Genomic DNA, 25,242 nt, shown 5'->3' on the forward strand with positions numbered 1-25,242 from the left:
ATGAGCATAGTGCGGCGTTTGCCGCTGCATTGCCTCATTCCTGATTTCTTTGATTGCCCACAACTTTGAACACATTGCCCAAGTCGCGCCTGCAGCGCGCCAAATACGCCTTGCCCAGCATGGTGACTTTGCTTTCGATAGCCTGCGGTTTTGCCAGCATCGTCATTTCCGTCGATAACGCCGCCGTGGGCGACGCGGATGCCTACCGGCTTGCGGCGGCGCTGCTGGTGCTGGCCGGGGTGTTCGACGCGCTCGACGGCTATGTGGCGCGCCTGACGAACACCAGTTCGCAGTTCGGCGTGCAGCTCGATTCCATCGCCGACGTGATGAATTTCGGCTGCGCCCCTGCCGTCCTACTGTATTGCTACGGCTTCGTGCAGATGGGCGTGCACGATCCGCTGCTGCTGCGTTTTGGCGGCATGGCCAGCTTCTTCTTCGTGGCCTGCGGCGCCATGCGCCTGGCGCGCTTCAATGTGAACGTGGGACGCACCGATCCCCTGTATTTTGTCGGCATGCCGATCACGGCCGGGGCTGCCTGCGTGGCGGCCGTGGTGGTAGCCTGGCCGGCGCCCATCGATTCCATGCTGCACAGCTATCTGCTGATGCTGCTGCTGGTGGGCGTGGGCAGCCTGATGGTGTCGACCTTGCGTTTCCCCAGCTCCAAGCAAAAGAAAAGCCTGGCCGCGCTGCTGGTGCTGATCGTGGCCATCGCCCTGCTGGTGTGGCTGAAGACCAGCTTTTTCGCGCTGTTCTTCGCCGTGTATATCGGCGCCACCCTGGCGTTGAACCTGGCGTGGTACCTGGGCTGGCGCGGCATTGCGTTGCCGCAAGTGTTCAACGACCCGGATGAGATTGATTAAATCTTAGGCAACCTCGTGCCCGCGCGCGGCGCGCAGGATGGCGAACCAGTCGCTGCGGCTGAGCGTGAATTGCGTGCCTTCCACGGCCACGCCCACGGCCTCGATGCGGCCCGAACCCGTCAGCGGCAGAGGGCGGCATGGCAGTTGCATGATCCACGCAAACACCACGCTGGCAAACGGGCGCTGCAGCTGGTCGGCGATTTGCTTGATGACATTGCGCAAGTTTTCCACGTTCGCATCGCCGCCCTGGAACAGCCTGCCGCCGGCCAGCGGCGACCAGATCATCGGCGCCACTGCCACGTCCTGCAAGCCGTCGAAGGTTTCGTCGAACAGGGGCGCCACGTGCAGCGGTGAAAATTCCACCTGGTTCGTCACGAGGGGGAAACGCCGGTGCAGGCACTCGAACTGGTGGCGGCTGAAGTTCGACACGCCAAAGTGCAGCACCTTGCCATCCTGCTTCAACTGGCTGAAGGCGCCGGCGATCTCGTCGAAATCCATCAGCGGATCGGGGCGGTGGATCAGCAGCAAGTCCAGGCGGTCCGTGTGCAGCTGGCGCAAGGTATGTTCCACGGAGCTGGTGATGTGCGCCGCGCTCGTGTCGTAATGCTGGATGGCGTGGCCAGGACGGTGCGGCGACAGCAGCTTGATGCCGCACTTGCTGACCAGCTCCATCTTGTCGCGCAAGCCCGGCTGCAGGGCCAGCGCTTCGCCAAACAGGCCTTCGGCGCTGTAATCGCCATAGATGTCGGCATGGTCGAAACTCGAGACGCCCAGCGCCAGGCATTGCTCGATGAAGGCCAGGCGCTGCTGCGCCGACATATTCCACTCGCCGATGCGCCACATGCCGGCGACGATGCGCGACAGTTCGGGACCGTTGCTGCTTAAACGGCTGCGCGGCGCTTGCAGGCTGGCGGGAAATACATGGCTCATGGGCTGGCTTTCTGGTGGTATGTGGAAGAACTCGCCACGATTATAGCCAGCTAATCTACAGCATGCTGCGGATAAAGCGGCAGCAACGCTCCTGCAAGGCAAGGTCCAGCTGGCCGCCCAGTTGCATCTGGTACACCAGCGCCGATTGCAGCATGAAGGCAAACAAACGCAGGTCGAGGTCGGCACGCACGCCGATGTTGACCAGGCGCTGTACCACCAGGGTGATCCACGGGGCGACGATCTGCTCGCGAAAGCGCAGTTGCGCGGCCGCATCGTTGTGTATCAGCACCAACAGATCGCAGGTGAAGCGGCCGTCCGCGTTCAGGTTGTCGAAGATGCGCGCGCAGATCGCCTCGATTTCCTGGCCGTCCGGCATGTCGAGCGCGCGCTGCAGCTTTTCCGCCGTGCGCTTGACGAGCGCGTCGAGCAGCATGTCTTCGCGCCGCGGCCACCGCCGGTAAATCGTCTGGCGCCCCACGCCGGCAGCGTCGGCCACCATCTGTATCGTCACCGCGTCCAGCCCGTGCTCGCGCACCAGCATGACGATCGCTTCGAGCACCGCATCTTCCACGCCAGCCTTGCGCGGGCGGCCGCGCGGCGCTGCCTCATTTTTGATCATGTAATACCTGTCTCTGAATGTTTCTTTTAATTATGGTACGATGCGCACCGTAAATGCAAAGCGACTGCTTGTCAATCATGTTGGTCAATTAACCGACAGGTTGTTGCGCCGCGCCCCGATACCCCAGTCATCTCTAGTGAAACCTGCAATCTCAGCGGCGCGTGCCCGCATTTTCTGTCTGACACCCACATCCATCACTGTGGCGGCTTGTGCCGCCTGAGGAAAACCTATGAAAATCATCGGGATTTCGCCCCATCGGCGTAACTTCTTGCGCAAGGCCGTCGGTGCCGCGCCGGCCGTGGCCTTGCTGGCCGGCGCCGGCGGCGGCCTGGCCATGGCCGTCTCCAAGGATCAGCCTGCCTACAAACCCCGCTTCTTTGACGCCACCGAATGGGCCACCCTGACGGCCCTGGTCGACCGCCTGATTCCGGCCGATGGCGAAGGGCCGGGCGCGCTGGAATCGGGCGCGCATGAGTTCATCGACGCGCAGATGAATACGCCGTACGCGTATGGCGCGCTGTGGTACATGCAAGGGCCGTTCGTGCCCTCGATCGAACAGTTCGGCTACCAGTTCCACATGGCGCCGCGCGAGCTGTACAAGAGCGCCCTGGCCGGCGTGAACGCAGCCGTCAATAAACAGTCGGGCAAGCCTTTCGTGCAGTTGAATGCGGCCGAGCGCGACGCCGTCATCACGCAATTGCAAAAGGGAACCCTGGACATCGGCGAAGTGCCGGCCAAGGTCTTCTTCAACCAGCTGCTGCAAAACACGCGCGAAGGCTATTTTTGCGATCCCGTGCACGGCGGTAACAAGGACATGCTGGCCTGGAAGATGGTGGGATTCCCTGGCGCCCGCGCCGACTACATGGACTGGGTAGAGCAGTACGGCAAGAAATACCCGCTGCCCCCTGTTTCTATCGCCTAAGACTTTTTGTACCAGATCAAAGAAAAAGAAAAACCATCATGAGTGATATCACACCAGATTTGAAAATGAAGCCTGTCGACGCCGTGATTGTGGGCTTCGGCTGGACCGGCGCCATCATGGCCAAGGAATTGACGGAAGCGGGCCTGAACGTGGTCGCGCTGGAACGGGGCGAGTACCGCGACACCTATCCCGACGGCGCCTATCCGAAGACCCTCGACGAGCTGACGTATATCCAGCGCAGCAAGCTGTTCCAGGATATGTCGAAGAGCACGTTTACCTTCCGCCACAGCATTACGGGCGTGGCCGTGCCTTACCGCCAGATCGGCGCGTTCAAACCGGGCACGGGCGTAGGCGGCGCGGGCTTGCACTGGTCGGGCATGCACTGGCGCGTCCTGCCGGAAGAGCTGCAGATCCGCAGCCACTACGAACGCCGCTACGGCAAGAAATTCATCCCCGAAGGCATGACGATCCAGGACTTTGGCGTGACCTACGCCGAGCTGGAGCCGCACTTCGATTTTGTGGAAAAAGTTTTCGGCACCTCGGGCCAGGCGTACAAGGTCAACGGCATCGTCGTCGGCGACGGCGACGGCAATGTGTTCGAGGGCGACCGCTCCGACAATTACGCGCTGGCGCCGCAAAAAGTGCCGTACACGGCCGAGCTGTTCCGCCGCGCGGCCAAGGCCGTCGGCTACCACCCGTTCGTCAATGCGTCGTCGAACGCGTCCGGTCCGTACACGAATCCGTACGGCTGCCAGATGGGACCGTGCAACTTCTGCGGTTTCTGCTCCGGCTACGCCTGCTACAACTATTCCAAGGCTTCGCCCAACGTCAACATCATGCCGGCCCTGCGCATGGTGGCGAATTTCGAGCTGCGTGCCAACTGCAACGTCGTGCGCATCAACCTCGACGGCAGCAAAAAACGCGCAACGGGCGTGACCTACATCAATGCGGACGGCAAGGCTGTCGAGCAGCCGGCCGACCTGGTCATCGCCAGCGCCTTTGCCTACAACAATGCGCACCTGTTCCTGCTGTCGGGCATCGGCAAGCCGTATGACCCCGTCAGCAATGAAGGCGTGGTGGGGCGCAACATCGCCTACCAGATGATGTCCACCATCCAGACCTTCTTCAAGGAAGACACGAACACCAACCCCTTCATCGGCGCCGGCGGCACCGGCGTCGCGCTCGATGACTGGAATGGCGACAATTTCGACCATGGCCCGCTGGGCTTTGTGGGCGGTTCGCCCGCCTGGTGCAACCCGGCCGGCTCCAAGCCGATCTCGGGCATTGCCACGCCGGACGGCACGCCCGCCTGGGGTTCGGCCTGGAAAAAGGCCGTCAAGAAGAGCTACCTGAACACGGTGTCCTTCGATTGCCACGGCGCCAACATGACGTACCGCGACTGCTATGTCGACCTCGATCCCACCTACACGGACAAGTATGGCCAGAAATTGCTGCGCTTTACCTTCGACTGGAAGGAAAACGACATCAAGATGAGCCGTTTCGTCACGGACAAGATGATGAAGGTGGCCGAAGCCATGAATCCGGAATCGATCAAGGTGTCCGTCAAGAACGTGGGCGACCACCTGGACTTGCGCAACTACCAGACCACGCACTGGGCGGGCGGCACGGCCATGGGCGCGGACCGCAAGACCAGCGTCGTCAACCGTTACCTGCAGAGCTGGGACGTGCACAATGTGTTTGCCGTCGGCTCCAGCGTGTTCCCGGTCGGCATCGGCTACAACCCGACGGGCCTCGCTTGCGCGCTGACCTACTGGTCGGCCAAGGCCATCCGCGAGCAATACCTGAAAGATCCCCGTCCCCTGGTCGCCTGATAAAGAACAAGAAGATGAACAACACATTCACCCATACCGTGGGCGCGCTGCTGCTGGCGCTCGCCTCGAGCACCGCCTGGTCTGCTACCCCGGCCGCTGCCACCACCCCGAACGCCCAGCTGATACGCCAGGGCGAATACCTGGCCCGCGCGGGCGACTGCATCGCCTGCCATACGGCCGGCACGAAGGGCAAGCCATTTGCGGGCGGCCTGGGCATGGAAACGCCGATCGGCAAGGTGTATTCCACCAATATCACGCCCGATAAAAAGGCCGGTATCGGCGACTGGAGCTTTGCCGATTTCGACAAGCTGATGCGCACCGGCGTGACCAAGCACGGCTACACCGTGTATCCGGCCATGCCGTATCCGTCGTACTCGCGTTTGAGCGAGGCGGACATGCAGGCGCTGTACGCCTACTTCATGCATGGCGTGAAGGCGGACCCGACGCCGAACAAGGCGGCCGACATTCCCTGGCCCCTGTCGATGCGTTTCCCCCTGACCATCTGGCGCTGGGCCTTCGCGCCCACGCCGCAGCCGTACAAGGTGCCGGCGACGGGCGATGCGCAATTGCTGCGCGGCGCCTACCTGGTGCAAGGCCTGGGCCACTGCGGCGCCTGCCATACGGCGCGCGGCGTGGGCATGCAGGAAAAATCGCTGACGGACGAGGGCAACACGACGTTTCTGGCGGGCGGCGGCGTGATCGACGGCTGGTCCGTGCCCTCGCTGCGCAATGAGCATGGCGGCGGTTTGGCGCGCTGGAGCGCGGCGGAGATCGCCGAATTCCTGAAGACGGGCCGCAACAGCCATACGGCCTCGTTCGGCGCCATGAACGATGTGGTGGCCCATTCCATGCAGCACATGACGGATGGCGACCTGGCGGCCATGGCGAAATACCTGAAATCGTTGCCGCCATCGAATCCGGCCACGCCCGCCTTCGTGGCCGATGACAAGCTGGGCAAGCAATTGTTCAGCGGCATCGTCAATTCCACGGGCGCGCAGCTGTACCTGGACCGCTGTGCCGGCTGCCACCGTTCCGACGGCACGGGCTACGACAAGGCTTTCCCTGCGCTGGCCGGCAATGCCGTGCTGCAGACGAATGACCCGACCTCGGCCATCAACATCGTGCTGTCGGGCGGTGCCGTGCCCGCCACGCGCACGGCGCCGTCGGCGCTGACGATGGCGCCATATGCCGACATCTTCAACGATGAGCAGACTGCGCAGGTGGTGACCTTCATCCAGACCAGCTGGGGCAACCGCGGCACGCCGGTGACGGCGGCGCAGGTGGCCAAGGTGCGCAAGCTGTCCGTGCCGGTGGAAGCATCGCAGACGGAAGCGACGTTTGCGGCAGGCCGCCCGGGCACCTTCCCGCCCGTGGCGCGCAAGCCGCACCTGAAGGATGCGCCGCTGAAGTAATGTGGCTTAGCGCAAGACGAAAAAAATGCCCGCAGCGATGCGGGCATTTTTGATGGGAGTACTGACTGCTTATTTCATCCACAGACGCATCGAATCCCAGGCGCGGCCAAAGATGGTTGCCTGGTTGATGGTTTCCAGGGCCACGACTGGCAATTCCAGCAATACCTTGTCGTCGACCATCATTTTCAGCTTGCCGACGGGAGCGTTTTCAGCCAGCGGCGCGACCAGCGGGTCCTTGCGTTCCAGCACAGGTTTCATCTTGGCAGCCGTGCCTTTTGGTACGGTGACGAGCACATCGCGCGCAAAACCGATTTTCACGGTGCCTTTCGAGCCTTTCCACACTTCCGGCGTGGCCACGGCCTGGCCTTTCGAGTACAGCTTGACCGTGTCGAAGTTCTGGAAGCCCCAGTTCAGCAGCTTCTGGCTTTCCTGCGTGCGGGCCTGGTCGGACGTGGTGCCCAGCACTACGGAGATCAGGCGGCGCTCGCCCGTGCCGCCTGGACGGCGTGCCGAGGCGATCATGCAATAGCCGGCCGCTTCCGTGTGGCCCGTCTTCATGCCATCGACGGTTGGGTCCAGCCACAGCAGGCGGTTGCGGTTAGGCTGGGTGATCTTGTTGTAAGTGAAACTCTTGATGGAATCGATTTTGTAGAATTCCGGATAGTCGGCGATCACGCGCTGGGCCAGCACGGACAGATCTTGCGCGGTGGAATAGTTATCGGGGCTAGGCAAGCCATGCGGATTGGCAAAACGCGTGTTTTTCAGACCCATGCGCTGCGCTTCGCGGTTCATCAGCACGACGAAAGTGCCTTCATCGCCAGCAACGGCTTCAGCCAGCGCCACGGCGGCATCGTTACCCGACTGAATCATCAGGCCATGCAGCAAGTCGTCGATCGACACGGGCGTGGCGGGGTCGATGAACATCTTCGAGCTGCTCGAATCGACTTTCCAGGCGCGCACGGACACGTTCACCTTTTGGTCCAGCGCCAGTTTCTTTTCGCGAATGGCGGCAAACGTCAGGTAAGCCGTCATGATCTTGGTCAACGATGCCGGTTCGATGCGCGCGTCCGGATCTTGCGAAGCAATGATCTGGCCACTGGTGGCGTCGAGCAGCAGCCAGGACTTGGCGGCGATGGTCGGGGCTGGAACGCTCTGGGCGAAGGCGGCGGATAGGAAAAGTACACTGGAGGCCAGTGCCGCTAAAAGTTTTTTCATGGAGGCTGGTCTGCGAGAAAAAGATGAAGGCTGAGGGCCATGTCGTTGCTACTTACATGGCCGCGTGGAAAAAACGGATCAATTATAGCCGTGGAAGCGCTAGTAAGCCCACACTTCAATGATCATCGGCTGCGATTGCGGGTTTGTCACCATGCCACAGCGCAATCACGAGGTTCTTGATGTGATTGAGCTTGCGGTGGAAAAAGTGGTCGGCGCCGGGGATCACGATCACGGGAATGTCTTGTGGACGGGCCCAGTCGAAGACGGCGGACAGGGGAATGGTGTCGTCCAGTTCGCCGTGGATCAAAATCGTGTCGGCCGGGATGTCGGCCATGGCCCACTTGCCGGCTGCGCTGCCGATCAGCGCAAGGCGCTCGACGGGCGTGCCGGCGGCGGCCAGGCGTTCCTGCAGTTTCGATTGCACGAAGGTGCCGAACGAGAAACCGGACAAGGCCACGGGCAAGCCCGGGTACAGGCCGCGCATGTGTTCATACAGCAATTGCATGTCGTCCGTCTCGCCCGCGCCATGGTCGTGCACGCCTTCCGAGGCGCCCACGCCGCGGAAGTTGATGCGCGCCACCACGTAACCGAGGGCGACAAACGCGCGCGCCAGGGTTTGCGTGACCTTGTTATCCATCGTGCCGCCGTACAGCGGATGCGGATGGGCAACGAGGGCGATGCCGCGCGGGGTATCTGCCGGGAAATCGAGCAAGCCTTCCATGCTGCCTGCATGGCCGGCGAGGGTAAATTTTTCCGAGTTTCTGTTCATGATGCTCATACTGGTGGCATTCTCTTAAATTGGCATTAAATCTTCAGGCGTTCGACGATCTTGCCGCCCACCAGGTGCGTATCGATGATTTCATCGATATCGCTGGTGTCGACATAGGTGTACCAGGTCGCTTCCGGGTAGATCACCAGCAGCGGGCCTTCTTCGCAGCGGTCCATGCAGCCGGCCTGGTTGATGCGGATCTTGCCCGCGCCATTCATGTCGAGTTCCTTGATGCGGCGCTTGCAATGCTTTTGCGCCGCTTCCGCGCCATGGTCGCCGCAGCTGTTGCGGCCATCTTCACGTTTATTCATGCAGAAAAAAACGTGGCGTTCAAAATACGGTGCGTCGCTCATGCTGCTCTCCTGCTGTTCTATACATTAATGCGCCATGATAGCGCTTATGGGTGGTCTTCGCGACGCTGGCGCTGCACATCGTCCTGCCGGTTCAGCCGGTGCGAGGGCAGGCACAGGAACCACAGGGCCATGAAGGGCCACAGCAGGGCCAGGAATTGCGCCGCGCCGTTAAAGTTGAGAAACTTGCCTTGTACCCAGCCTTGCAAGGTGGACATGAAATACGGGTTGATGGGCGTCGTATTCACCATCACCAGGCTCAGCAGCAAGGTGGCGGCCGCGATGCGGCGCTGCGCCACGTGGGGCGCGAAGGCCAGGCCGCCCAGCATGATCAGGCCGATCAGGAAGCCGCCCTGGGCGCCCGGCGTGATCCAGACGAAGGCGTTTTGCGGCGAAAACAGCAGCGCGCTGGCCATCGAGCGCACCACCAGCGCGGCGGCGATCAGGACCAGCATCAGCACGGCGCGCGGCGCGGCGCGACGTAGCAGGCACAGCAAGGTGAGCACGGCGCCCGTCATGCCGCAGGCCGTGATGATGGTTTCCGATAGCCAGTATTGCTCAACTGTCAATATCGTGTCGGGACGCAGATACGTGGCCAGGTCGATTTCCATGCCCATCAGGGTGGAAGCCCAGTCCGACAAAATGGGCAGCAGCTGGCCCAGGCCGAACAGATAGCCTTGCGGATAGATTTGTGCCAGCGGCCACAGGGCCACCAGCACCAGGCCCTGGCTTGCGTGCTGGGCAAACCAGCGCTGGCGCAGGCGCAGCAAATGGCTCTGGTCCAGCAGCTTGCGCGCCGTCAAGGCGCCGATGATGGAACCGATGAGGCAGCCCGCCGAATTCGTATAGAAGTCGAGATTCGACGACACGCGGCTGGGCAGATAGGTTTGCACGGCTTCCATGCTGCCGGAAATGAAGACGCCGCACAGGCTGGCGACGATGACGGCCAGGAATCCCGTCACCCTTGGAAACAGCGAATACACGATCAGCGCACCCAGCGGGATGTAGCCGACGATGTTGATGCCCACGTCAAAGCCCGTCCAGTAGCGGGGCATGCGCGTGTTTTCCAGGAAGGTCAGCGGCGACAAGCCGTTGCTGTGCCAGCCCGTGAACGGGAACCAGCTGGCGTACACGATCAGGAAGACGTAGGCGAGCAGGGTCGCGCGCGACACGGGCGACGAGCGTGCGGGCGGCAGTGGCGCGGGCGGGCTGGCAGGGGCTGCGGAGGCGGTCATTCGGCTGCGGTCACTCTTTCGGGATGGTCAGCGTGCCCAGCCAGGCCAGCAGGTCGGCGGCGATGGCGTCCGAGGCGGCCGCCAGCGCCTGCGCGCCCCCTTGCGCATCGGCGCTGGCGGACGGGCCGCTGCGGCTGAAGGTTTTCTGGTCGATCAGGCGGTGGCCGCGGAACAGCGAGGCGCGCAGCGACACATGGCCGCTGCTTTGCGTCTGCGTGTCAAAAGCCTGCGAAAAATCATCGACGTCGATGCGCAGCAGGGGCATGCCGGCGGCCGCGTCCGTGGTCGACAGCACTTTCACGCCGCTTTGCGCCACGCGCGTCTTCAGGCGCTGGCTCAGCAGCTGCAGCGGCGGCGTGTTCCAGCGGTTGTAGGCGTACGGCCGCGATTGCTGCGCATCGGCGTACAGCAGGCGGTAATACATGCGCTGGCTGTCCAGCCAGGAAGGGCCGTTGGCGTCGGCGATCACCAGCACGGGCACGGCTGGCGCGGCCGTTTGTGCCGCCGCCTGGGGCGCGGCCGGACCGAAATCATAGAAAGTGGGGACGGGGCCGCGGCTGGCGCAGCCGCCCAGCAGGAAAGCGCCGGCCAGCATCAGTGCGCTGAGATTGCGAGGGATATGCATGCTGTGTTCTCCTTATTTGCCTGGCGCCGAAAAGCCGGGCTCGCCCGGGCCGGGCGGAATGTCTGGGGCGCCGAACAAGATGCTCTGCGGCTGTTCATTGAGCGTGCTCATGGTGGTTTTCAGGGCGCGCATCGAGGAACGCGCCTCGCCGCTCAGTTCTATCACTTGCGGCAAGACTTCCAGCGATACGCCATTGGCCACCGTTTCCACCGAATTGCCCACCCTGTCGACCGTGCCATTGACCTTCTCGAGCACGCCGCCGGGCGCCTGGATATCGTTGCCCAGTTTTTTCCACGTGGCCGTCAAGTCCGACACGTTCTTGCTGGCCGTGCTGACGGCCGTCAAGGTCTGGCGCGTCTGTTCCGTCAGCTGGGGCAATTGCGTCAAGGTCGGTTCCAGCTGCTGCGGAATGGCGCCAAAGGCCTTGGCCGCCTTGCCCACTTCATTGAAGGCGCCCAGCATGGCCGCCTGGTTGTCGGGGCTGAGCAGATTATTCACCTTGTTGGTGATCTGCTCGGCCTGGTCGAGGATGCGCTTGCCGCGCTTTTCCAGCTGGTCCAGCAAGCCCGCGCGCAGGGGAATCAGCGAAGGCTTGTCCTTGCTGGTGCCCAGCAACTTGGAACCCACGTGCTCGTCGTCGAGCTGGATGTAGGCGATGCCCGTCACGCCCTGGTAGCCCAGGGTGGCAAACGTGGTGTTGGTGACGGGGGTATCGGGCGCCACGCTGATGTGCACGAGGATCTGTCCCGCCTTTTGCGTGTCGAAATCGATGGCGTCGACCTTGCCCACTTCCAGGCCCCGGTAGCGCACGGTCGCCTGCGGATTGAGGCCCGGCACGGACAGGGTGGTGGCGAGCAGGTACGGGACTCTTTCCACGCGGTCGCGGTTGAACCAGACGCCGAACAGAATGGCGGCCACCAGCAAAGTGAGTGTAAAAAATCCCGTCATCAGGGCGTGTGATCTGTTTTCCATTACTTCTCCGCTTTCTTGTCTGTGCCGGCGTCGTCGCCTGGCTGCGCCGCCTTGCCTTCTGCCGCCTGCTTTTCATCGAGGACGGCCAGCGCGCGCTTGCCGCGGTCGCCGAGGAAAAATTGCTTGATGAACGGGTGGTCGACTTCGATCACCTCGCGCGTGGGGCCGATGGCGATCACGTGTTTTGCCGCCAGCACGGCGATGCGCGTGGACAGGGCAAACAGGGTGTCGAGGTCATGCGTGACCATCACCACCGTCAAGCCCAGCTCGCGGTGCAGCGACTGGATCAGGGACACGAAACTTTCCGACAAGTCCGGGTCCAGGCCCGCCGTCGGTTCGTCGAGGAACAGCAGTTTCGGTTCCAGCGCCAGGGCGCGCGCCAGGGCCACGCGCTTGATCATGCCGCCCGACAGGTCCGACGGCATTTTCAGCGCATGTTCCGGTCCCAGTCCCACCATGTTCATCTTTAATAGTACCGCGTCGCGTATCAGCGCCTCGGGCAGCACGCGCAATTCGCGCATGGGCTGGGCCACGTTGTCGAACACGGTCAGCGCCGAATACAGGGCGCCTTGCTGGAACAGCATGCCCCAGTGGTTGCGCAATTGCTGCAGCTGGTCGGAACTGGCCTGGTTGATATCCTCGCCAAAGACTTTGACGCAGCCGCGGGCCGGGTGTTCCAGGCCCAGCATCTGGCGCAGCAGCACCGTCTTGCCCGTGCCGGAGCCGCCCACGATGGAGAGGATCTCGCCCCGTTCGATTTCCAGGTTCAAGTCCTGGTGCACGACGGTGCGGCCGAACTTGGTCCACAGATTGGTGATTTCCACCACGGGCGCGCTGCCATGCAGGTTGAACTGGCCTTCCTTGCCCGTGCCGCAAGCGATATTGGTGTCGTCCGCCATCAGTAGCCCACTCCATTGAAGACGATGGCAAACACGGCGTCGGCCAGGATTACCACGGTGATGGCCGTGACGACGGCGGTGGTGGTGCCGCGCCCCAGGCTTTCCGTGTTGGCCTTGATGCGCAGGCCGAAATGGCAGGAGACGAGGGCGATCAGCATGCCGAAGATGGCGCCCTTGCCCAGGCCGATCATGTAGTTGGCCAGCGGTACGGCGTCGGGCAGCTTCTGGATGAAGTAGCGCGCCGACAGATTCAGTTCCACCTTGGCCGCCACCATGCCGCCGATCAGCGCGGCCGTATCCGTCCAGATGACGAGCAGGGGCATGGAAATGGCCAGGGCCAGCACTTTTGGCATGATCAGGCGGAAACCGTGCGAAATGCCCATCACCAGCATGGCGTCGAGCTCTTCCGTGACGCGCATGACGCCCAGCTGCGCCGTGATCGACGAGCCCGAGCGGCCCGCCACGAGGATGGCGGCCAGCAAGGGCCCCAGTTCGCGGATGATGCTCATGCCCAGCAGGTTGACAAGGTAGATGTCGCCGCCAAACGCGCGTAGTTGCTGGGCCGACAAGTAGGACAGCACGACGCCGATCAGAAAGCCCACGAGGGCCGTGATGCCCAGCGCCTGGAAGCCCGCATGGAAGATGTTGGCGGAAATTTCACGCCAGGGCCCGCGCATGGGATGGCGCGCGAAGCGGCCGATATCCTGCGTCACCTGGCCCACGAGCGCAATGAACCCCTTCAAATGTTCGAAAAACAGCAGGATGGCCATGCCCAGCTTCATCACGGGCGTGAGGCGGTTGGCGCGCGAGGGCGGCGTTTCCAGGGGGCCCGTCTCTTCGATGCGCCGGAAAAACTCTTCCAGCGACGGTGCCAGGGTCAGCTGCGCGGGACGCCGCTTGCCCCAGGCATTCCAGAACAGCTGGGCGCCGATATGGTCCATGCTGTCGATCTGCGACAGGTCCCATTGCACCTTGGCGTCGTCCTGCAGGGGCTTGAGCTGGGCATCGATGGCCTTGATGGCATTGTCATGCGCCAGCGCATGCACCTGCCAGGTGCCGCTGGCAGTGACAAGGGCTCCCTGTTGGGAGCTGGTCTGGGAGAGGGTCAGTTTCGGCGATTGTACAGTCGGCATCGTGCCAGTTTAAGGGAGAATGGCGCAGACCGCCACCGCTGTTCAATCGACGGCCCGTCAGGATGCCAGGTGGCGCGCCTGCCGCTGCGGCAGGGCGACGTCCGGGCGCACCTTGGCATTGCTAGTACTCACTTCGCTTGGCTTGGCGTGCGAGGCCGCCTGCGCGCCGCCCGCATAGTCGCTGGCCACGAGGGCGTTGGCTTCAAGCGCGCTCATGCCGCGCGTCTGCAGCCATTGCGCCACCAGCTTGGCCAGGCGCTCCATGGCGATGCGGTGGGTGGCGTCCGTGTGGGCGTACAGCCAGTTCGAAAAATCCATGAAGTTTTCAAATGGCGCGTCGCCCAGCATCCATTGCACCGTATTGGCAAAGCGGCCCGAGTTGGCCACCAGGTCCCAGTAACGGGCGAAGCGCACGAGGCGCTGCATGCTCATGAAATCGAGCTGCTTGTTCGCCAGGATGGTGTACGGCGGGTGCGGGTCGAACACCATGCCATAGTTTTCCGTGTGGCGGATGATGGGCGTGCCGCGCAGGCGCTTCAGGATGCCGAACTGGATTTCATGCGGCTTCAGGGCCACCAGCTTGTTGAAGCCGGCCGCAAAGCTCGCTTCATCCTCGCCCGGCAAGCCGGCGATCAAGTCCACGTGCAGGTGGGCGTTCGATTCCTCGCACAGCCAGCGGATGTTGTCGGCTGCCTTTTGATTGTCCTGCTTGCGGCTGACCAGCGATTGCACGTCCGGATTGAAACTCTGGATGCCGATCTCGAACTGCAGCGCGCCGGGCGGGAATTTGCTGATGCCTTCTTTCAAGGCGTCGGGCAGGTGGTCGGGCACCAGCTCGAAATGGGCGTAGATCGGGTCGTTGGGATTCGCCTCGATCTTGTCCAGGAAGAACTGCATGATCTTCAGGCTGGTCTTGATGTTCAGGTTGAAGGTGCGGTCGACGAACTTGAACAGGCGGGCGCCGCGCGCATGCAGGGATTCCATTTCTGCAAGGAAATTTTCCAGGGCGAAGGGCCAGGCCGTCTTGTCCAGCGCGGACAGGCAGAATTCGCACTTGAACGGGCAGCCGCGCGACGCTTCCACGTAGATGGTGCGGTGGCGGATATCGTCGTCTGTATACAAGGAGTAGGGCAGCTGCAGTTCCGCCAGCGGCGCCTGCACGCCCGCGTGGATCTTCATCAGCGGCTTGGGGCCGTGGAGGATCTCGCCGCACAGCTTGGGGAAGGTGACGTCGCCCCAGCCCGTGATCAGGTAGTTGGCCAGCTTGACGATCTCTTGCTCGCCCGCCTCATGCGACACTTCCGGCCCGCCCAGCACGACGATGACCTCGGGCGCCACGCGCTTGAGCATGGCCACCAGTTTCGTTGTTTCCTCGACGTTCCATATATACACGCCAAAACCGATGATGCGGGGCTTGTTCGTCAGGATGCGCTCGACCAGTTCCGTGGTTTTCGTGCCGATGACGAATTCCTGCAGCCGCGTCTGCGCCTGCAGCGGCCCCATATTGGCCAGCAGGTAGCGCAAGCCCAGCGAGGCGTGGGTGTAGCGGGCGTTCAGGGTGGAGAGCAGGATGGTCATGGGAGGCGATTGAAACGGCGAAACCGCTATTTTACGCTGTCGCGTCAGCTGTGCGCTGCGGCCACAAATGCCATGTTACCATTTGTCAATAATTACTAACTTGTCAATGCTTCGGCAGGGTAAAAAGGATACATGGTGCTGGCGAAAAAAGTACTCAACAAGAAAGTCTTGCTCGGGGCGCTGGGCGGCGTGGCAGTGGTGGCCGCCGCACTGGTCGGTTACCGGGTCTTCGGCTGGGGCGCGATGGGACCGGTCAATGGCCTGAAGCTGGATTTGTCCCGGCCCGACGCGCTGGTCCGGACGAAAAGCCTGTCGGCCTTGCCGCGCGACTTGCTGACGGTGCCGCTGGCACGCGACGTGCTGCGCGAAGACTTCCTGTTCTATTACGAGCAAAGCGAAGACCGCCTGGGGCTCAAGGGCAGCCTGCGCCGCATCGCCTATGAACATGAGCTGGGATGGGGCGACCAGCTACTGCGCATGGTGCTGGACCAGCCTGCGGAAGTGGCCCTGTGGCGCGACGCCGACGGCTCGCTCAAGCATTTCGCCATCGCCGTATCGCGCAGCCAGCTGACGCGCCTGCTGGAGGAAGCGGGCAAGATCGCCTTGAAGGATACGCAGATGCGCGTGGCCGGCAGCTTGCGCGTCGATGGCAGCCAGGTGCCCGTGTATGCGCTCAATTACGCCTACCAGCGCACCTTGCTGTTTGCCGCGCACGGCCAGCGCCTGGTCATCCTGTCCCATCCGGGCATGCTGTATGGCGGCGCCGACGGCAAGAAGGGCGATGGCACGGCCGAGAAAACCGTGGCCAGCCTGCTGGCGCCGGAAGCGGCCAAGCAGAACGTCTTTCATGCGCAGTTCCATCTCGACGGCGCCGCGCCCGAGGGCCACAGCATCGCCGTCAAGGCGGACTTCCTGTCGTTCGGCTACCAGCCGTTCTTCGGCGCGCTCGAAGCGCTGCGCTTCGATTTTCAACAGGGCGCCTGGCAGTCCAAGGTGCTGCTCAATGCCGACAAGTTAAAAAACGGCGGCTACGACAGCAGCGCCCTGTGGCCCGTGCTGCCGCACAGTCCCAGCGCCTGCTTCAGCGTGCCGGTGGACTGGACCGCGCTGCAGCCCGTGCTCAAGCGCCTGGGGAGCAATACCTCCGAGCCGGTGGTGCCGCTGGCCGGGCACTTGCAAGGCCCGGCCGCCGCCTGCTGGTACGGGACGTCGCGCCTGCATACGCCGGTGTTTGTCGCCACGCGCAGTGCGCAGGCCGGGGATGACGCTGTCTATGGAAGCCTGTTCGAGGCAGCCATCGGCGGCAAGGACCCCGTGCGCAAGACGACGGGCAAGGATGCTAAAGGTGGGTTCGTACGCTGGGAGCGTAGCGTCGCCACGGCCCTGGGCCAGTCCACGCCGGCGCTGGCCGTGGCCGGCAATACCGTTGTCTTTTCCACCGATGGCAAACTGGTGGACCAGGTGCTGGCCGTGCGCCGCAAGCAGGCCCCGGCGGCCAGCGACCTGCTGCCCGATGGCGCGCACACCATCGGCCTGATCGCGCCCGCGTCGCTGGCCCGGCTGATCCAGCTGGAAGCCTTCGATACCCTGCCGGCGAATAACGAACCGGTACTGCGCGCGGCCGCCAACGAACACCTGGTGCCGCGCCTGAACGCCTTGAAGAAATATCCGCCGCTGCGCATGGTGCTCAAGCGGCAGCCAGCCAGCGGCACGTCATGGGAAGCGCTGGAATGGCAGGAGACTGCACGATGACGGTGCGGCATGCGCGCCGTGCCGCCTTGCGCCGGCTGGCGGCCTGCGCCGCCACCGTGGCGGCGCCCCGGGCGTGGGCCCTGCGCGCGGCTGCCGAGCCGCAAGTGCAGCTGTCGCAGGCCCAGAGCCGCGCGTTCCAGGCCTGGATGCTGCGCATCGTCAACGCGCAGATCGAACGGGGACCGTCGCCGCGCTGGACGCACCGCGATTGCGCCGGCCTCGTGCGCTTTGCCGTCAACGAAGCCCTGACCGTGCATGACGCGAAGTGGCTGCGCGCGAACGGCATCGCCAGCGACCGGCGCCTGCCGCCCGAGCTGGAACTGAACGGGGCCCAGGCGGCCCTGCGCAACCGCTGGGTGCAGACGGATGGCACGGTCGGCCACTTCGTCACGGCGCTGGCGCTGGTGCAGCACAACAGCCGTTTCATCGCCCGCGAAATCAGCCAGGCGCTGCCCGGCGACCTGCTGTTTTTCGACCAGGGCGATGAACAGCACCTGATGGTCTGGATGGGGGCGCGCATCGCCTACCACACCGGCACCGTCACCCCCGACGACAATGGTCTGCGGACCGTCGATATCAAAGAACTTACGAGCTGGAAGGACACGCGGTGGCAACCTGTGGTCAACAATCCGAATTTCGCCGGTGTGTTCCGGCTGGCGTTTTTGTCATGAAGCTTCTCATGAAGCTGTTATTTGCCGGCGCGCTGGCGCTGCTGCTCACGCATGGCGCCTCGGCGCAGGAGCGCGAACCCAGCAACTACAGCACCTTCAAGGGCGAACCCTTCTTTTTGCTGTCGGATGCCAGCTACGGCAGCGGCGACGAGTCGCGCGTGCGGCTCGAGGTGCCGGGCCGCGACATGGGGCGCATGAACCTGGAAGCGTATTCCGGCGCGGACATCGTCGTCTACCGCGTGCCCGAACCGATGGAGTTCCTGAAAAAACAGCGCAATCTGCACCGCATCCAGGTGGAGGGCAATTACCAGGGCGAGGGCCTGGCCAACACCTTGAGCTTTCTGTGGGATAGCTGGTGGAAGCAGTCGCGCCTGGCCTGGCGCAAGCTGTTTTCCGGCGAGGCGCGCCGCGCGGTAACCAAGGAACAGCCGCAGCTGGCGACGAATGACGCGATCCGCCGGCGTACCGTGTTCGCCAACCATCCGCAATACAAGCCGATCAAGGGCATGGAGCTGGTCGACAGCTTCCGCTATCCGATCTGGCAAGCCAAGGCCATCGCACCGCCGAAGGGCGTCAAGCTCGATGGTTCGAGCAGCGACTTCATCGTCGCCGGCGCCGGCAATGTGATGATCCCGCTGGGCAAGCGCAAGCCGGGCTTGTACCTGATCGAAGCGATCATCGGCGAGCACCGCGCCACCACCCTGGTGTTCGTGTCGGACACGGTGGCCGTCACCAAGGTATCGTCCGGCCAGATGCTGGTGTGGACGGCGCGGCGCGACAACAGCGCCGCCGTGGCGGGCGCCAGCGTGGCGTGGACCGACGGCACCGGCGTGCTGCAGTCGGCCACCACGGGTGCCGACGGCGTCGCCTCGCTCGAGCGCGGCAGCCCGGAACACACGTATGTGCTGGGCCAGGACCGCGCCGGCGGCGTATTCGTGTCCGAGAATTTTTATTACGACAGCGAGATCTACAACACCAAGATTTATGCGGTGACGGACCGCCCTCTGTACCGGCCAGGCGACGAAGTCAACGTCAAGTTTGTGGGCCGCGAATTCACGTCGGCGCGCAACTCGCAGGCGGCGGCTGCCGCACCGTTAAGCTTGACCGTGCTCAATCCGAACGGCACGCCGCTGCTGACGCAGACGCTGCAGTTATCTAGCGACACGGGCGCCGATACGCGCTTTCGCCTGCCGACGGAAGCCACCGCCGGCGGTTATGAACTGCGCTTCAATTACAAGGACGGCGCCTATGGCGCGGCCTTCCGCGTGGCCGAATACGTCAAGCCGCACTTTGAAATCAACGTCCAGCCAGCGAAACCGGAATTCAAGACGGGCGAAGCGGTCAAAGGCAGCATCGCGCTGCGCTACCCCGATGGCAAGCCGGTGAAAAACGCGAAGATGACCTTGTCGCTGCGCGGCCAGCAAAACACCATGGTCGAGGGCGAGTTGCGTTACAGCGGCCTGTTCCCCGTGGCCTTGAAGACCGAGGAGGTGATGAGCGACGGCAGCGGAAATGTGGATTTCACCTTGCCGCCCGCGGCCGATCCCTCGCGCTACATCCTGACCGTGCTGGCGACCGATGGCGCGGCCTACCGCGTCAAGGCGACGCGCGAACTGATGATCGAGCGCTCGAGCAGCAGCTACCAGCTGAAGGCCACGCGCCAGTTTTCCGATCCGGGCCAGGCCGTGCATTTCTACCTGGTGGCCGATGGCCAGGGCGCGGCCAAGCCCGTGCGCTGGGAGATGGTGCAGCTGGAAAAACAGAGCAAGACCGAGGGTGCGTTCGATCCGAACGCCAAGGGCTGGGACGTGACATTCCCTGCGTCCGGCTCGTACCGGCTGGCGCTGCGCGACGAGCGCGGCAACCTGCTGGCCGCCGCCAGCCACTGGGTGTCGGGCGATGGCGTGCAGACGACGCCGGGCAGCATCGAGATCGTGCTGGATCGCGCCCGCTATCGTCCGGGCGATACCGCCGAGGCCTTGATCACGTTCTCCGACAAGGTGGACCAGGCGCTGTTGACGCTCGAGCGCGACAAGGTGGAACAATATGGCTTGATGGCGGGCGCCGCCAGCTGGTACCAGGCGAAGCAGGTGGCGCCGCGGCAGTGGCGCGTGCGCATTCCCGTCAAGGAGGAGCATGGCCCCAACATGACGTTTTCCGTGGCGTACACGCGCAATGGCGATTTCGTGTTCGAGAACGCCGGCCTGCAAGTGATCGAGCCGCGCATCGCGCTGCAGTTCAAGAGCGACAAGGAGGTCTACCAGCCGGGCGAGAAGGTGACCCTGGACGTCACGGCTACCCTGGACGGCAAGCCTCTGAGCACGATGGTGGCGCTGGGCGTGGTCGATGAAATGATCTATGTGCTGCAGCCGGAAATCGCGCCGGACATCGGCGACTTCTTCTACCATCCGCGCCGCAACAACGTGCGCACGACGGCCAGCCTGTCCTTCATCAGCTACGACATGGCGCAGGGCCGTACTGCCGGCGCGCCCGCGCGTCACAATTACAACGAGCGCGGTGTCAAGGTGCTCGAGCGTCCGCGCCGCGACAATATCGATACGGCGTACTGGGCGCCATCGCTGAAGACCGATGCCAATGGCCAGGCGCGCGTGAGCTTCACCATGCCCGACGCGTTGACCCGCTGGCGCATCACGGGCCGCGCGATGGACGAGCAGGGGCGCGTGGGCCAGCGCACCGCCTATCTGCGCTCGGACAAGAATTTCTATGCGAAGTGGACGGCGCCGGACTGGATGCGCGCCGGCGATGCGCCGCGTGCCTCGGTGGCCGTGTTCAACCAGACCGGCAAGGAGCAGGCGCTTGACGTCGTCCTCTCAGGTGGTACACAGCCGAAGACGGAAAAACTGTCGGCCAAGCCGGGCGTCAACTACGTGGAGTTCCCGCTGGCCGCAGGCAGCGGGCCGTTGCGCCTGGAGCTGAAACAGAATGGCAAACTGGTCGACGCGCTCGACACCGCCATGCAAACCTTGCCCGCCGCCTGGAGCAGCCCGCGCACCCTGGTGCTGCCGCTCGACGGCGCCACGGGTGATATTGCGCTCAAGCTGCCGGCGGACGCGCGCAATATCCGCGTGTCGTTTGCGCAGGGGGCCGCCAGCCAGTTCGCGCGCATTGCCGACGACCTGATCGACTATCCGTATGGCTGCGTGGAGCAGACGGCGAGCCGCTTGATCCCGCTCGCGCTGGCCACGCAAAGCCTGGGGCCGGACGCCGGCGCGGCAGGCGAACGCCTGCAAGCGTTGCTGACGGCGCAGCGCCTGCGCCTGGTGTCCATGGCGGGGCCGAACGCCGTCTTCGGCTGGTGGGGCAACGCCACGGATGGCAATGCCTTGATGACGGCGTACGCGTATTACGCGGACTGGTACGCGTCGCGTGCGCTGCGCATCGAACTGCCGCCCGAACACTGGAACAAGCTGCTGGCCGTCTACAGCGAACATGGCTTGAAAGATGCGATGAGCGACCGCGCGCTGGTGCTGTGGATGGCGCGCGAGATGGGCCTGCCCACGCAGACGCTGGCAGCCGGCCTGGTGGACGACAGCGCGAGTGCCACCCTGGGCGGCAAGCCGCGCCAGGCGGGCGACGGCGGCAGCCTGCTGCTGGGCGGTGCCCTTGACCGCGAGGCGCAGGCGATGGGGCTGGGCCTGGTGGCGCTGGTCGCCAGCCAGAATGGCATCGCCTTGCCGCATGGACTGCAGCTGCAGGTGGCCAGTGCCTGGCAAGTCTTGCGCGAGTCCAGGGCGCCGGTAGCGCAAGCCTTGCTGATGCTGGCCGGCGAAGTGCCGCCATCGCAGGCCGACGCGGTGCTGGCCGGCGTGCGCGCCGAGATGCCGACCCTGGACCGCGCGATGACGTTGATGTGGGTGCAAAAGAAGCTGGGTGGCGCATCGTTCGGCAAGGGGCCTGTCGTCGCGCCGGACGGCGCATGGCAAAAACGCGACAGCCGCAGCGGCCAGCCGGTCTGGCGCTGGAGCGACGCCAAGGGCCAGCCTGACAAACTGCGTCTCGCTGCGCCTGCGCCTGCGGGCACGGTGGCCGTGCTGCAGTACGACAGCCACGCCGTCGAAGCGCAAACCTTGCCGGTTGCCGTCGAGCGCCGCATCCTGCGCATGAAGCAAGGCAAGGGCGGCTACACGACGGAGCTGGTCAAGCCGGGCGAGGCGCTCAGCACGGACGCGCTGTACCTCGATGAAATCACGCTCAAGGCGGCGCCGGGCGCGAAGCACCGTTTTGGTTTGCTGGAAGTGGCGCTGCCGCCGGGCGCCATGGTCGAATCGACCACCTGGGGCATGGTCATGGCGGGCGACAAGCCGGCCGCGCTGGAACGCGCGCGCCACACCGAGCGCCGCGACGGCTATGCCGTGCCCATCGAGCCTTTGGCCGGCGACGTGACGGTGCGCCATTTGCTGCGCTTTGCGCAAAAGGGCAGCTATGTGCTGCCGCCTGCGCGCTTTTACCGCATGTACCAGCCGGAGCAGAAAGCGTTCGAGGGCGGCGGCAAGACCACGCGCGCACTGAAGGTCGAGTGATGCGCGTGGCAATTCCCGCCTTGTTGGCGACGCTGTGGCTGGCCGCGCCAGCCTGGGCGCAGCCATCGGCAAAATCGCTGGATGTGGCCTGGTGGCGCGATGGCAAGATCGAAGTGCGGCAGCTGCGCCAGGGTAGCACCGCGTCGCGGCCTTCGCCGCCGTTCGACGGCGCGCGGCAAGTGCCGCTGGCCAGCCTGTGGAAGCTGTTTGTCTATGTATACGCGGCCGATAACAAGGTGGCGATGCCGGACTACCGCTGCGGCGGCCGCGATCCGGACGAAGTGTATTGCTGCGATGCGGGCCAGAGCATCGGCCACGATGCGGCGCTGGCGCAGTCCTGCGGCCCATTTTTTTCGCCCGGGCGCTTGATGATAGCGAAGGCGCCGTGGCGCCAGTACTGGACGGGCCGCCTGGGCAGTGCGCCTGCGGGCGACTTTGCCTGGCTGTTCGATCCTGCGCAGCTTACGCCGGGGCGGCTGGTTCGGTTAGACAGCCTGCTGCGCGCGCTGGACAGCATACCGGCAGCCAGCCGCGCGGACGCCGAAGCGGCCCTGCTGCGCGTGGTGCTGGACGGGCGCGGTGCCGGCACGGCGCGCTGGTTCGGCAGCCAGCTGCGCGTGAAGACGTATTCCTGGCACGCGCAGCGCCGGGCAGAGGAACGTATCGGCGGCGCGGCCGGCTGGCTGTCCGATGGCACGCCCATCTGGTTTGGCGGCGCGGGCGGCAGCAGCAATGTGTTCGAGCAGTGGGCACCCAAGCTGGCCGCCAGCTTGCCGCCCGTGGGCGCGGCCGACGATGGCGGCTGCGTGGTGGTCGATTACTTCACGCGCTATCCGATCCGTGCCGTGCGCGGCGAGCGCGGCGTGGCGGCGCCCGGTCCGCTCAATGGCCGCTACCACGTGCAATTCGAGAATGGCCAGAACCTCGCCTTGCGCAGCACGGGCGAGTTGATGCTGCTGCAGGAGAAGGGCGGCCGCCCGCGCTTGCGCGGCCGCTTCGGCGTCAATGAATATGTGGCGCGGGTACTCGACCGCGAAGCGAGTGCCAGTGAGCCGGAAGCGGCCAAGGCGCTGGCGATTGCCGCGCGTACGTATTTGCAGCAGAACGCGGCGACCGTGGCGGGCTGCCAGCAGATTGCCGACAGCAGCGCGACGCAGCGCGTCAGTCCCAGCCCTGCCACGCCGGCGGCGCTGGCCATTGCGCGCTGGACGGACCAGTTGATCGTCGACGGCGTCACCGTGCGCTATCACAGCAACTTGCCGTCCGAGGGCACGATGGCGTGGAGCGAGGCGGTGCGCCAGGCCAGACAAGGCAAGCACTACGATGAATTGCTGGCGGCGGCCTATCCCGGCGGCGCGCTGAGCACCTTTGGCAATACCGGTGTGCGTTGCCGGCGCCTGGCGCAGAACGAGGATTGGCTGGCGCGGTCCGTGCCGCGCTGGCAGCGCGTGCTGCTGCGCGAAGCCGGCTACGAGGCGCCGCCGCAAGCGCCGCTGGTCTGCGCCCTGTCCAGCGGCGCGCCGTATTCGGAACAGTCGCGCAACCGCATCTTCATGCGGCCGCTGGCCACGCGCGAAGACCGCATCACCTTGGCCCATGAATATTTACACCTGGGCCTGCGCCGCCATCCGAGCGGGCAGGGCGAGGAATATGTCGAGCGGCTGGCCCGCCGGCTCGTCGATCTTAACCTGGAGGTCCTGTGAGTTTTTACATCCGTTGCTCGATTCCGCTAATGTTATTGCCACTCTGGGCGCAGGCCCAGGTCACGATCGATGCACCGAAGGGCGGCTGGCGCAATTCGGCCGGCGCGCGCGAGGACTATACGCAGGCGGTCAATTATCCCGCCTCGTCGGTCAACCTGCAGCCGGGCCAGGCCGAGACGGCGCAGATACGGGGGCGCATCGCAGGCGCCGTCAAGGGCAAGCCCGCGACCCTGGTGGTCAATGGCGTGGCGATGCCGATGGAAGTGGGCGAGGACGGCAGCTATGGGCGGCCGTATGGCTTCGGCAGCGGTTCGAACAGCGTGGAAGTGCGTTCGCCCGATGGCAGGAGCCGCGCGCGCACCCAGTTTGTCGACAGCTACCAGGGCAAGACGCAGGCGCGCTTGCGTATCGTGCTGTCCTGGGACAGCGCCGGCACTGATCTCGATCTGCATGTGGTCACGCCGGATGGTGGCCACGCCTGGTATGGCAATCGCGTCTTGAAAGATGGCGGCGCGCTGGATGTGGACGTGACGACCGGCTATGGGCCGGAAATCTTTTCCAGCGCGGCGCCCCTGAAGGGCAACTATCACGTCTATGTCAATTACTACGGCAGCGGCGAGAATACCTCCATGCTGACCGTCGCCCGCATATCGATCATCACCAATGAAGGCACGCCGCGTGAAAAGCTGCAGAGCTTCCAGGTGCCGATGCGGGCCGCTGGCGAGCTGACCTTGGTGAAATCGTTCGTCATGCCATAAATGGCCCTTGCGGAGCGGCGGCACCTTGGCTATAATTCGCCCCCTCGCTGAACGACGCATGCAAATGCCGAGTGAGACGAGAGAAAAAGAAGGTGTTGACGGACGTAGCAAATTGCTTCATACTCTTCCTTCTTCGCAGCTGACAAACACAACGCTTTGTCGATAGCGCGAGAGCAGTACCGAATACAGTTCTTTAACAATTAACAGTCGATAAGTGTGGGCATTTGATGTAAGTGCAGCGCTGCGTAAGCAGCGTAATACTTAAAATATCAAATGTTCACAAGAAATAATGAAATAGGCGCTACGCAAGTAGTGGCCTGTCAGTTTTTTGAGTGAGCAAACACCTCGCAATGCGAGGGGTTTGAACTAGTTAAATAGTTCGACCATGCCGGTAAAACGGCAAAGTAACAGAGATTAAACTGAAGAGTTTGATCCTGGCTCAGATTGAACGCTGGCGGCATGCCTT

Annotated in this window: 20 protein-coding genes; 9 read left to right on the top strand and 11 right to left on the bottom strand. The window is 63.9% G+C overall.

The genetic code is table 11. The annotated features are described in order from the left end of the window. The first annotated feature begins 119 nt into the window (after nucleotides 1-119). The gene (pssA, locus tag VPH41_RS27575; protein ID WP_287776687.1) at nucleotides 120-860 is read left to right on the top strand and encodes a CDP-diacylglycerol--serine O-phosphatidyltransferase; all 741 of its coding nucleotides are present in this window, start codon (nucleotides 120-122) and stop codon (nucleotides 858-860) included. Between the two features lie 3 nt (nucleotides 861-863). On the opposite strand, the gene VPH41_RS27580 is transcribed toward pssA, so the two are convergent. Both VPH41_RS27580 and VPH41_RS27585 read right to left on the bottom strand, forming a co-directional pair. Beyond that, nucleotides 864-1,790 carry an aldo/keto reductase gene (locus VPH41_RS27580; protein ID WP_152285069.1) on the bottom strand — a complete coding sequence of 309 codons (927 nt, stop codon included), beginning with the start codon at nucleotides 1,788-1,790 and terminating at the stop codon, nucleotides 864-866. A gap of 55 nt (nucleotides 1,791-1,845) precedes the next feature. Beyond that, a complete protein-coding gene (locus tag VPH41_RS27585) occupies nucleotides 1,846-2,409 on the bottom strand; it encodes a TetR/AcrR family transcriptional regulator (RefSeq protein ID WP_226941591.1) in 564 nt (187 codons plus the stop codon). Between the two features lie 229 nt (nucleotides 2,410-2,638). Between VPH41_RS27585 and VPH41_RS27590 the strand changes: the two genes are divergently transcribed. From VPH41_RS27590 to VPH41_RS27600, 3 genes are read left to right on the top strand one after another with little or no spacing between them, the layout of a single operon-like run. Further along, complete coding sequence (locus VPH41_RS27590; protein ID WP_152285070.1) at nucleotides 2,639-3,331, top strand: gluconate 2-dehydrogenase subunit 3 family protein; 693 nt, start codon at nucleotides 2,639-2,641, stop codon at nucleotides 3,329-3,331. Nucleotides 3,332-3,369: 38 nt separating this feature from the next. Further along, nucleotides 3,370-5,163: a GMC family oxidoreductase gene (locus VPH41_RS27595; RefSeq protein WP_328572169.1), complete on the top strand. Its 1,794-nt coding sequence runs from the start codon at nucleotides 3,370-3,372 to the stop codon at nucleotides 5,161-5,163. A 14-nt stretch (nucleotides 5,164-5,177) separates the two neighbouring features. Then, nucleotides 5,178-6,575, top strand: coding sequence for a cytochrome c (locus VPH41_RS27600; RefSeq protein ID WP_328572170.1), 1,398 nt, complete (start codon nucleotides 5,178-5,180; stop codon nucleotides 6,573-6,575). Nucleotides 6,576-6,644: 69 nt separating this feature from the next. Here the strand turns inward: VPH41_RS27600 and VPH41_RS27605 are convergent, their stop codons facing one another. The 9 genes from VPH41_RS27605 to VPH41_RS27645 all read right to left on the bottom strand — a co-directional run bounded on the left by VPH41_RS27605 (nucleotide 6,645) and on the right by VPH41_RS27645 (nucleotide 15,351). Then, on the bottom strand, nucleotides 6,645-7,790 hold the full coding sequence (locus VPH41_RS27605) for a D-alanyl-D-alanine carboxypeptidase family protein (RefSeq protein ID WP_152285073.1): 1,146 nt from the start codon (nucleotides 7,788-7,790) through the stop codon (nucleotides 6,645-6,647). 115 nt (nucleotides 7,791-7,905) lie between these two features. Beyond that, entirely contained in the window at nucleotides 7,906-8,559 is a 654-nt protein-coding gene (locus VPH41_RS27610) for an alpha/beta hydrolase (RefSeq protein ID WP_035828394.1), read from the bottom strand. Nucleotides 8,560-8,594: 35 nt separating this feature from the next. After that, the gene (locus VPH41_RS27615; RefSeq protein WP_034781335.1) at nucleotides 8,595-8,912 is read right to left on the bottom strand and encodes a (2Fe-2S) ferredoxin domain-containing protein; all 318 of its coding nucleotides are present in this window, start codon (nucleotides 8,910-8,912) and stop codon (nucleotides 8,595-8,597) included. Nucleotides 8,913-8,956: 44 nt separating this feature from the next. Next, a complete protein-coding gene (locus VPH41_RS27620; protein ID WP_328572171.1) occupies nucleotides 8,957-10,144 on the bottom strand; it encodes a VanZ family protein in 1,188 nt (395 codons plus the stop codon). A 10-nt stretch (nucleotides 10,145-10,154) separates the two neighbouring features. Then, nucleotides 10,155-10,769 carry an ABC-type transport auxiliary lipoprotein family protein gene (locus VPH41_RS27625; RefSeq protein ID WP_152285076.1) on the bottom strand — a complete coding sequence of 205 codons (615 nt, stop codon included), beginning with the start codon at nucleotides 10,767-10,769 and terminating at the stop codon, nucleotides 10,155-10,157. Nucleotides 10,770-10,781: 12 nt separating this feature from the next. After that, nucleotides 10,782-11,741: an MlaD family protein gene (locus VPH41_RS27630; protein ID WP_152285077.1), complete on the bottom strand. Its 960-nt coding sequence runs from the start codon at nucleotides 11,739-11,741 to the stop codon at nucleotides 10,782-10,784. Next, a complete protein-coding gene (locus VPH41_RS27635) occupies nucleotides 11,741-12,640 on the bottom strand; it encodes an ABC transporter ATP-binding protein (protein ID WP_328572172.1) in 900 nt (299 codons plus the stop codon). Before VPH41_RS27635 ends, VPH41_RS27630 begins: the two co-directional genes overlap by 1 nt. After that, nucleotides 12,640-13,773 (bottom strand): MlaE family ABC transporter permease, encoded by a 1,134-nt coding sequence (locus VPH41_RS27640; RefSeq protein ID WP_328572173.1) that lies wholly within the window; start codon nucleotides 13,771-13,773, stop codon nucleotides 12,640-12,642. Before VPH41_RS27640 ends, VPH41_RS27635 begins: the two co-directional genes overlap by 1 nt. Nucleotides 13,774-13,830: 57 nt before the next feature. Further along, nucleotides 13,831-15,351: a B12-binding domain-containing radical SAM protein gene (locus VPH41_RS27645; RefSeq protein ID WP_328572174.1), complete on the bottom strand. Its 1,521-nt coding sequence runs from the start codon at nucleotides 15,349-15,351 to the stop codon at nucleotides 13,831-13,833. 132 nt (nucleotides 15,352-15,483) lie between these two features. Here VPH41_RS27645 and VPH41_RS27650 point away from each other — a divergent pair, with 132 nt between their 5' ends. The 5 genes from VPH41_RS27650 to VPH41_RS27670 are packed head-to-tail and all read left to right on the top strand — an operon-like array spanning nucleotide 15,484 to nucleotide 24,776. Next, entirely contained in the window at nucleotides 15,484-17,103 is a 1,620-nt protein-coding gene (locus VPH41_RS27650; protein ID WP_328572175.1) for a DUF2138 family protein, read from the top strand. Next, nucleotides 17,100-17,774, top strand: coding sequence for a DUF1175 family protein (locus VPH41_RS27655; protein ID WP_328572176.1), 675 nt, complete (start codon nucleotides 17,100-17,102; stop codon nucleotides 17,772-17,774). The genes VPH41_RS27650 and VPH41_RS27655 overlap by 4 nt, the downstream gene beginning before the upstream one ends. Before the next feature lie 8 nt (nucleotides 17,775-17,782). Continuing rightward, the gene (locus tag VPH41_RS27660; RefSeq protein WP_328572177.1) at nucleotides 17,783-22,315 is read left to right on the top strand and encodes an alpha-2-macroglobulin family protein; all 4,533 of its coding nucleotides are present in this window, start codon (nucleotides 17,783-17,785) and stop codon (nucleotides 22,313-22,315) included. Further along, nucleotides 22,315-24,018, top strand: a complete 1,704-nt coding sequence (locus VPH41_RS27665) for a DUF2300 domain-containing protein (RefSeq protein WP_328572178.1) — start codon at nucleotides 22,315-22,317, stop codon at nucleotides 24,016-24,018. Before VPH41_RS27660 ends, VPH41_RS27665 begins: the two co-directional genes overlap by 1 nt. A 29-nt stretch (nucleotides 24,019-24,047) precedes the next feature. Continuing rightward, a complete protein-coding gene (locus VPH41_RS27670) occupies nucleotides 24,048-24,776 on the top strand; it encodes a YfaP family protein (protein WP_152285085.1) in 729 nt (242 codons plus the stop codon). Nucleotides 24,777-25,242 lie beyond the last annotated feature (466 nt).

Source organism: Janthinobacterium sp. P210006 (assembly GCF_036231885.1).
Taxonomy (GTDB): Bacteria; Pseudomonadota; Gammaproteobacteria; order Burkholderiales; family Burkholderiaceae_D; genus Janthinobacterium; species Janthinobacterium violaceinigrum.

Coding starts and splice junctions, on each gene's coding strand:
- pssA (WP_287776687.1), top strand. CDS start 120: ATGGTGACTTTGCTTTCGATAGCCTGCGGTTTTGCCAGCATCGTCATT.
- VPH41_RS27580 (WP_152285069.1), bottom strand. CDS start 1,790: ATGAGCCATGTATTTCCCGCCAGCCTGCAAGCGCCGCGCAGCCGTTTA.
- VPH41_RS27585 (WP_226941591.1), bottom strand. CDS start 2,409: ATGATCAAAAATGAGGCAGCGCCGCGCGGCCGCCCGCGCAAGGCTGGC.
- VPH41_RS27590 (WP_152285070.1), top strand. CDS start 2,639: ATGAAAATCATCGGGATTTCGCCCCATCGGCGTAACTTCTTGCGCAAG.
- VPH41_RS27595 (WP_328572169.1), top strand. CDS start 3,370: ATGAGTGATATCACACCAGATTTGAAAATGAAGCCTGTCGACGCCGTG.
- VPH41_RS27600 (WP_328572170.1), top strand. CDS start 5,178: ATGAACAACACATTCACCCATACCGTGGGCGCGCTGCTGCTGGCGCTC.
- VPH41_RS27605 (WP_152285073.1), bottom strand. CDS start 7,790: ATGAAAAAACTTTTAGCGGCACTGGCCTCCAGTGTACTTTTCCTATCC.
- VPH41_RS27610 (WP_035828394.1), bottom strand. CDS start 8,559: ATGAACAGAAACTCGGAAAAATTTACCCTCGCCGGCCATGCAGGCAGC.
- VPH41_RS27615 (WP_034781335.1), bottom strand. CDS start 8,912: ATGAGCGACGCACCGTATTTTGAACGCCACGTTTTTTTCTGCATGAAT.
- VPH41_RS27620 (WP_328572171.1), bottom strand. CDS start 10,144: ATGACCGCCTCCGCAGCCCCTGCCAGCCCGCCCGCGCCACTGCCGCCC.
- VPH41_RS27625 (WP_152285076.1), bottom strand. CDS start 10,769: ATGCATATCCCTCGCAATCTCAGCGCACTGATGCTGGCCGGCGCTTTC.
- VPH41_RS27630 (WP_152285077.1), bottom strand. CDS start 11,741: ATGGAAAACAGATCACACGCCCTGATGACGGGATTTTTTACACTCACT.
- VPH41_RS27635 (WP_328572172.1), bottom strand. CDS start 12,640: ATGGCGGACGACACCAATATCGCTTGCGGCACGGGCAAGGAAGGCCAG.
- VPH41_RS27640 (WP_328572173.1), bottom strand. CDS start 13,773: ATGCCGACTGTACAATCGCCGAAACTGACCCTCTCCCAGACCAGCTCC.
- VPH41_RS27645 (WP_328572174.1), bottom strand. CDS start 15,351: ATGACCATCCTGCTCTCCACCCTGAACGCCCGCTACACCCACGCCTCG.
- VPH41_RS27650 (WP_328572175.1), top strand. CDS start 15,484: ATGGTGCTGGCGAAAAAAGTACTCAACAAGAAAGTCTTGCTCGGGGCG.
- VPH41_RS27655 (WP_328572176.1), top strand. CDS start 17,100: ATGACGGTGCGGCATGCGCGCCGTGCCGCCTTGCGCCGGCTGGCGGCC.
- VPH41_RS27660 (WP_328572177.1), top strand. CDS start 17,783: ATGAAGCTGTTATTTGCCGGCGCGCTGGCGCTGCTGCTCACGCATGGC.
- VPH41_RS27665 (WP_328572178.1), top strand. CDS start 22,315: ATGCGCGTGGCAATTCCCGCCTTGTTGGCGACGCTGTGGCTGGCCGCG.
- VPH41_RS27670 (WP_152285085.1), top strand. CDS start 24,048: ATGTTATTGCCACTCTGGGCGCAGGCCCAGGTCACGATCGATGCACCG.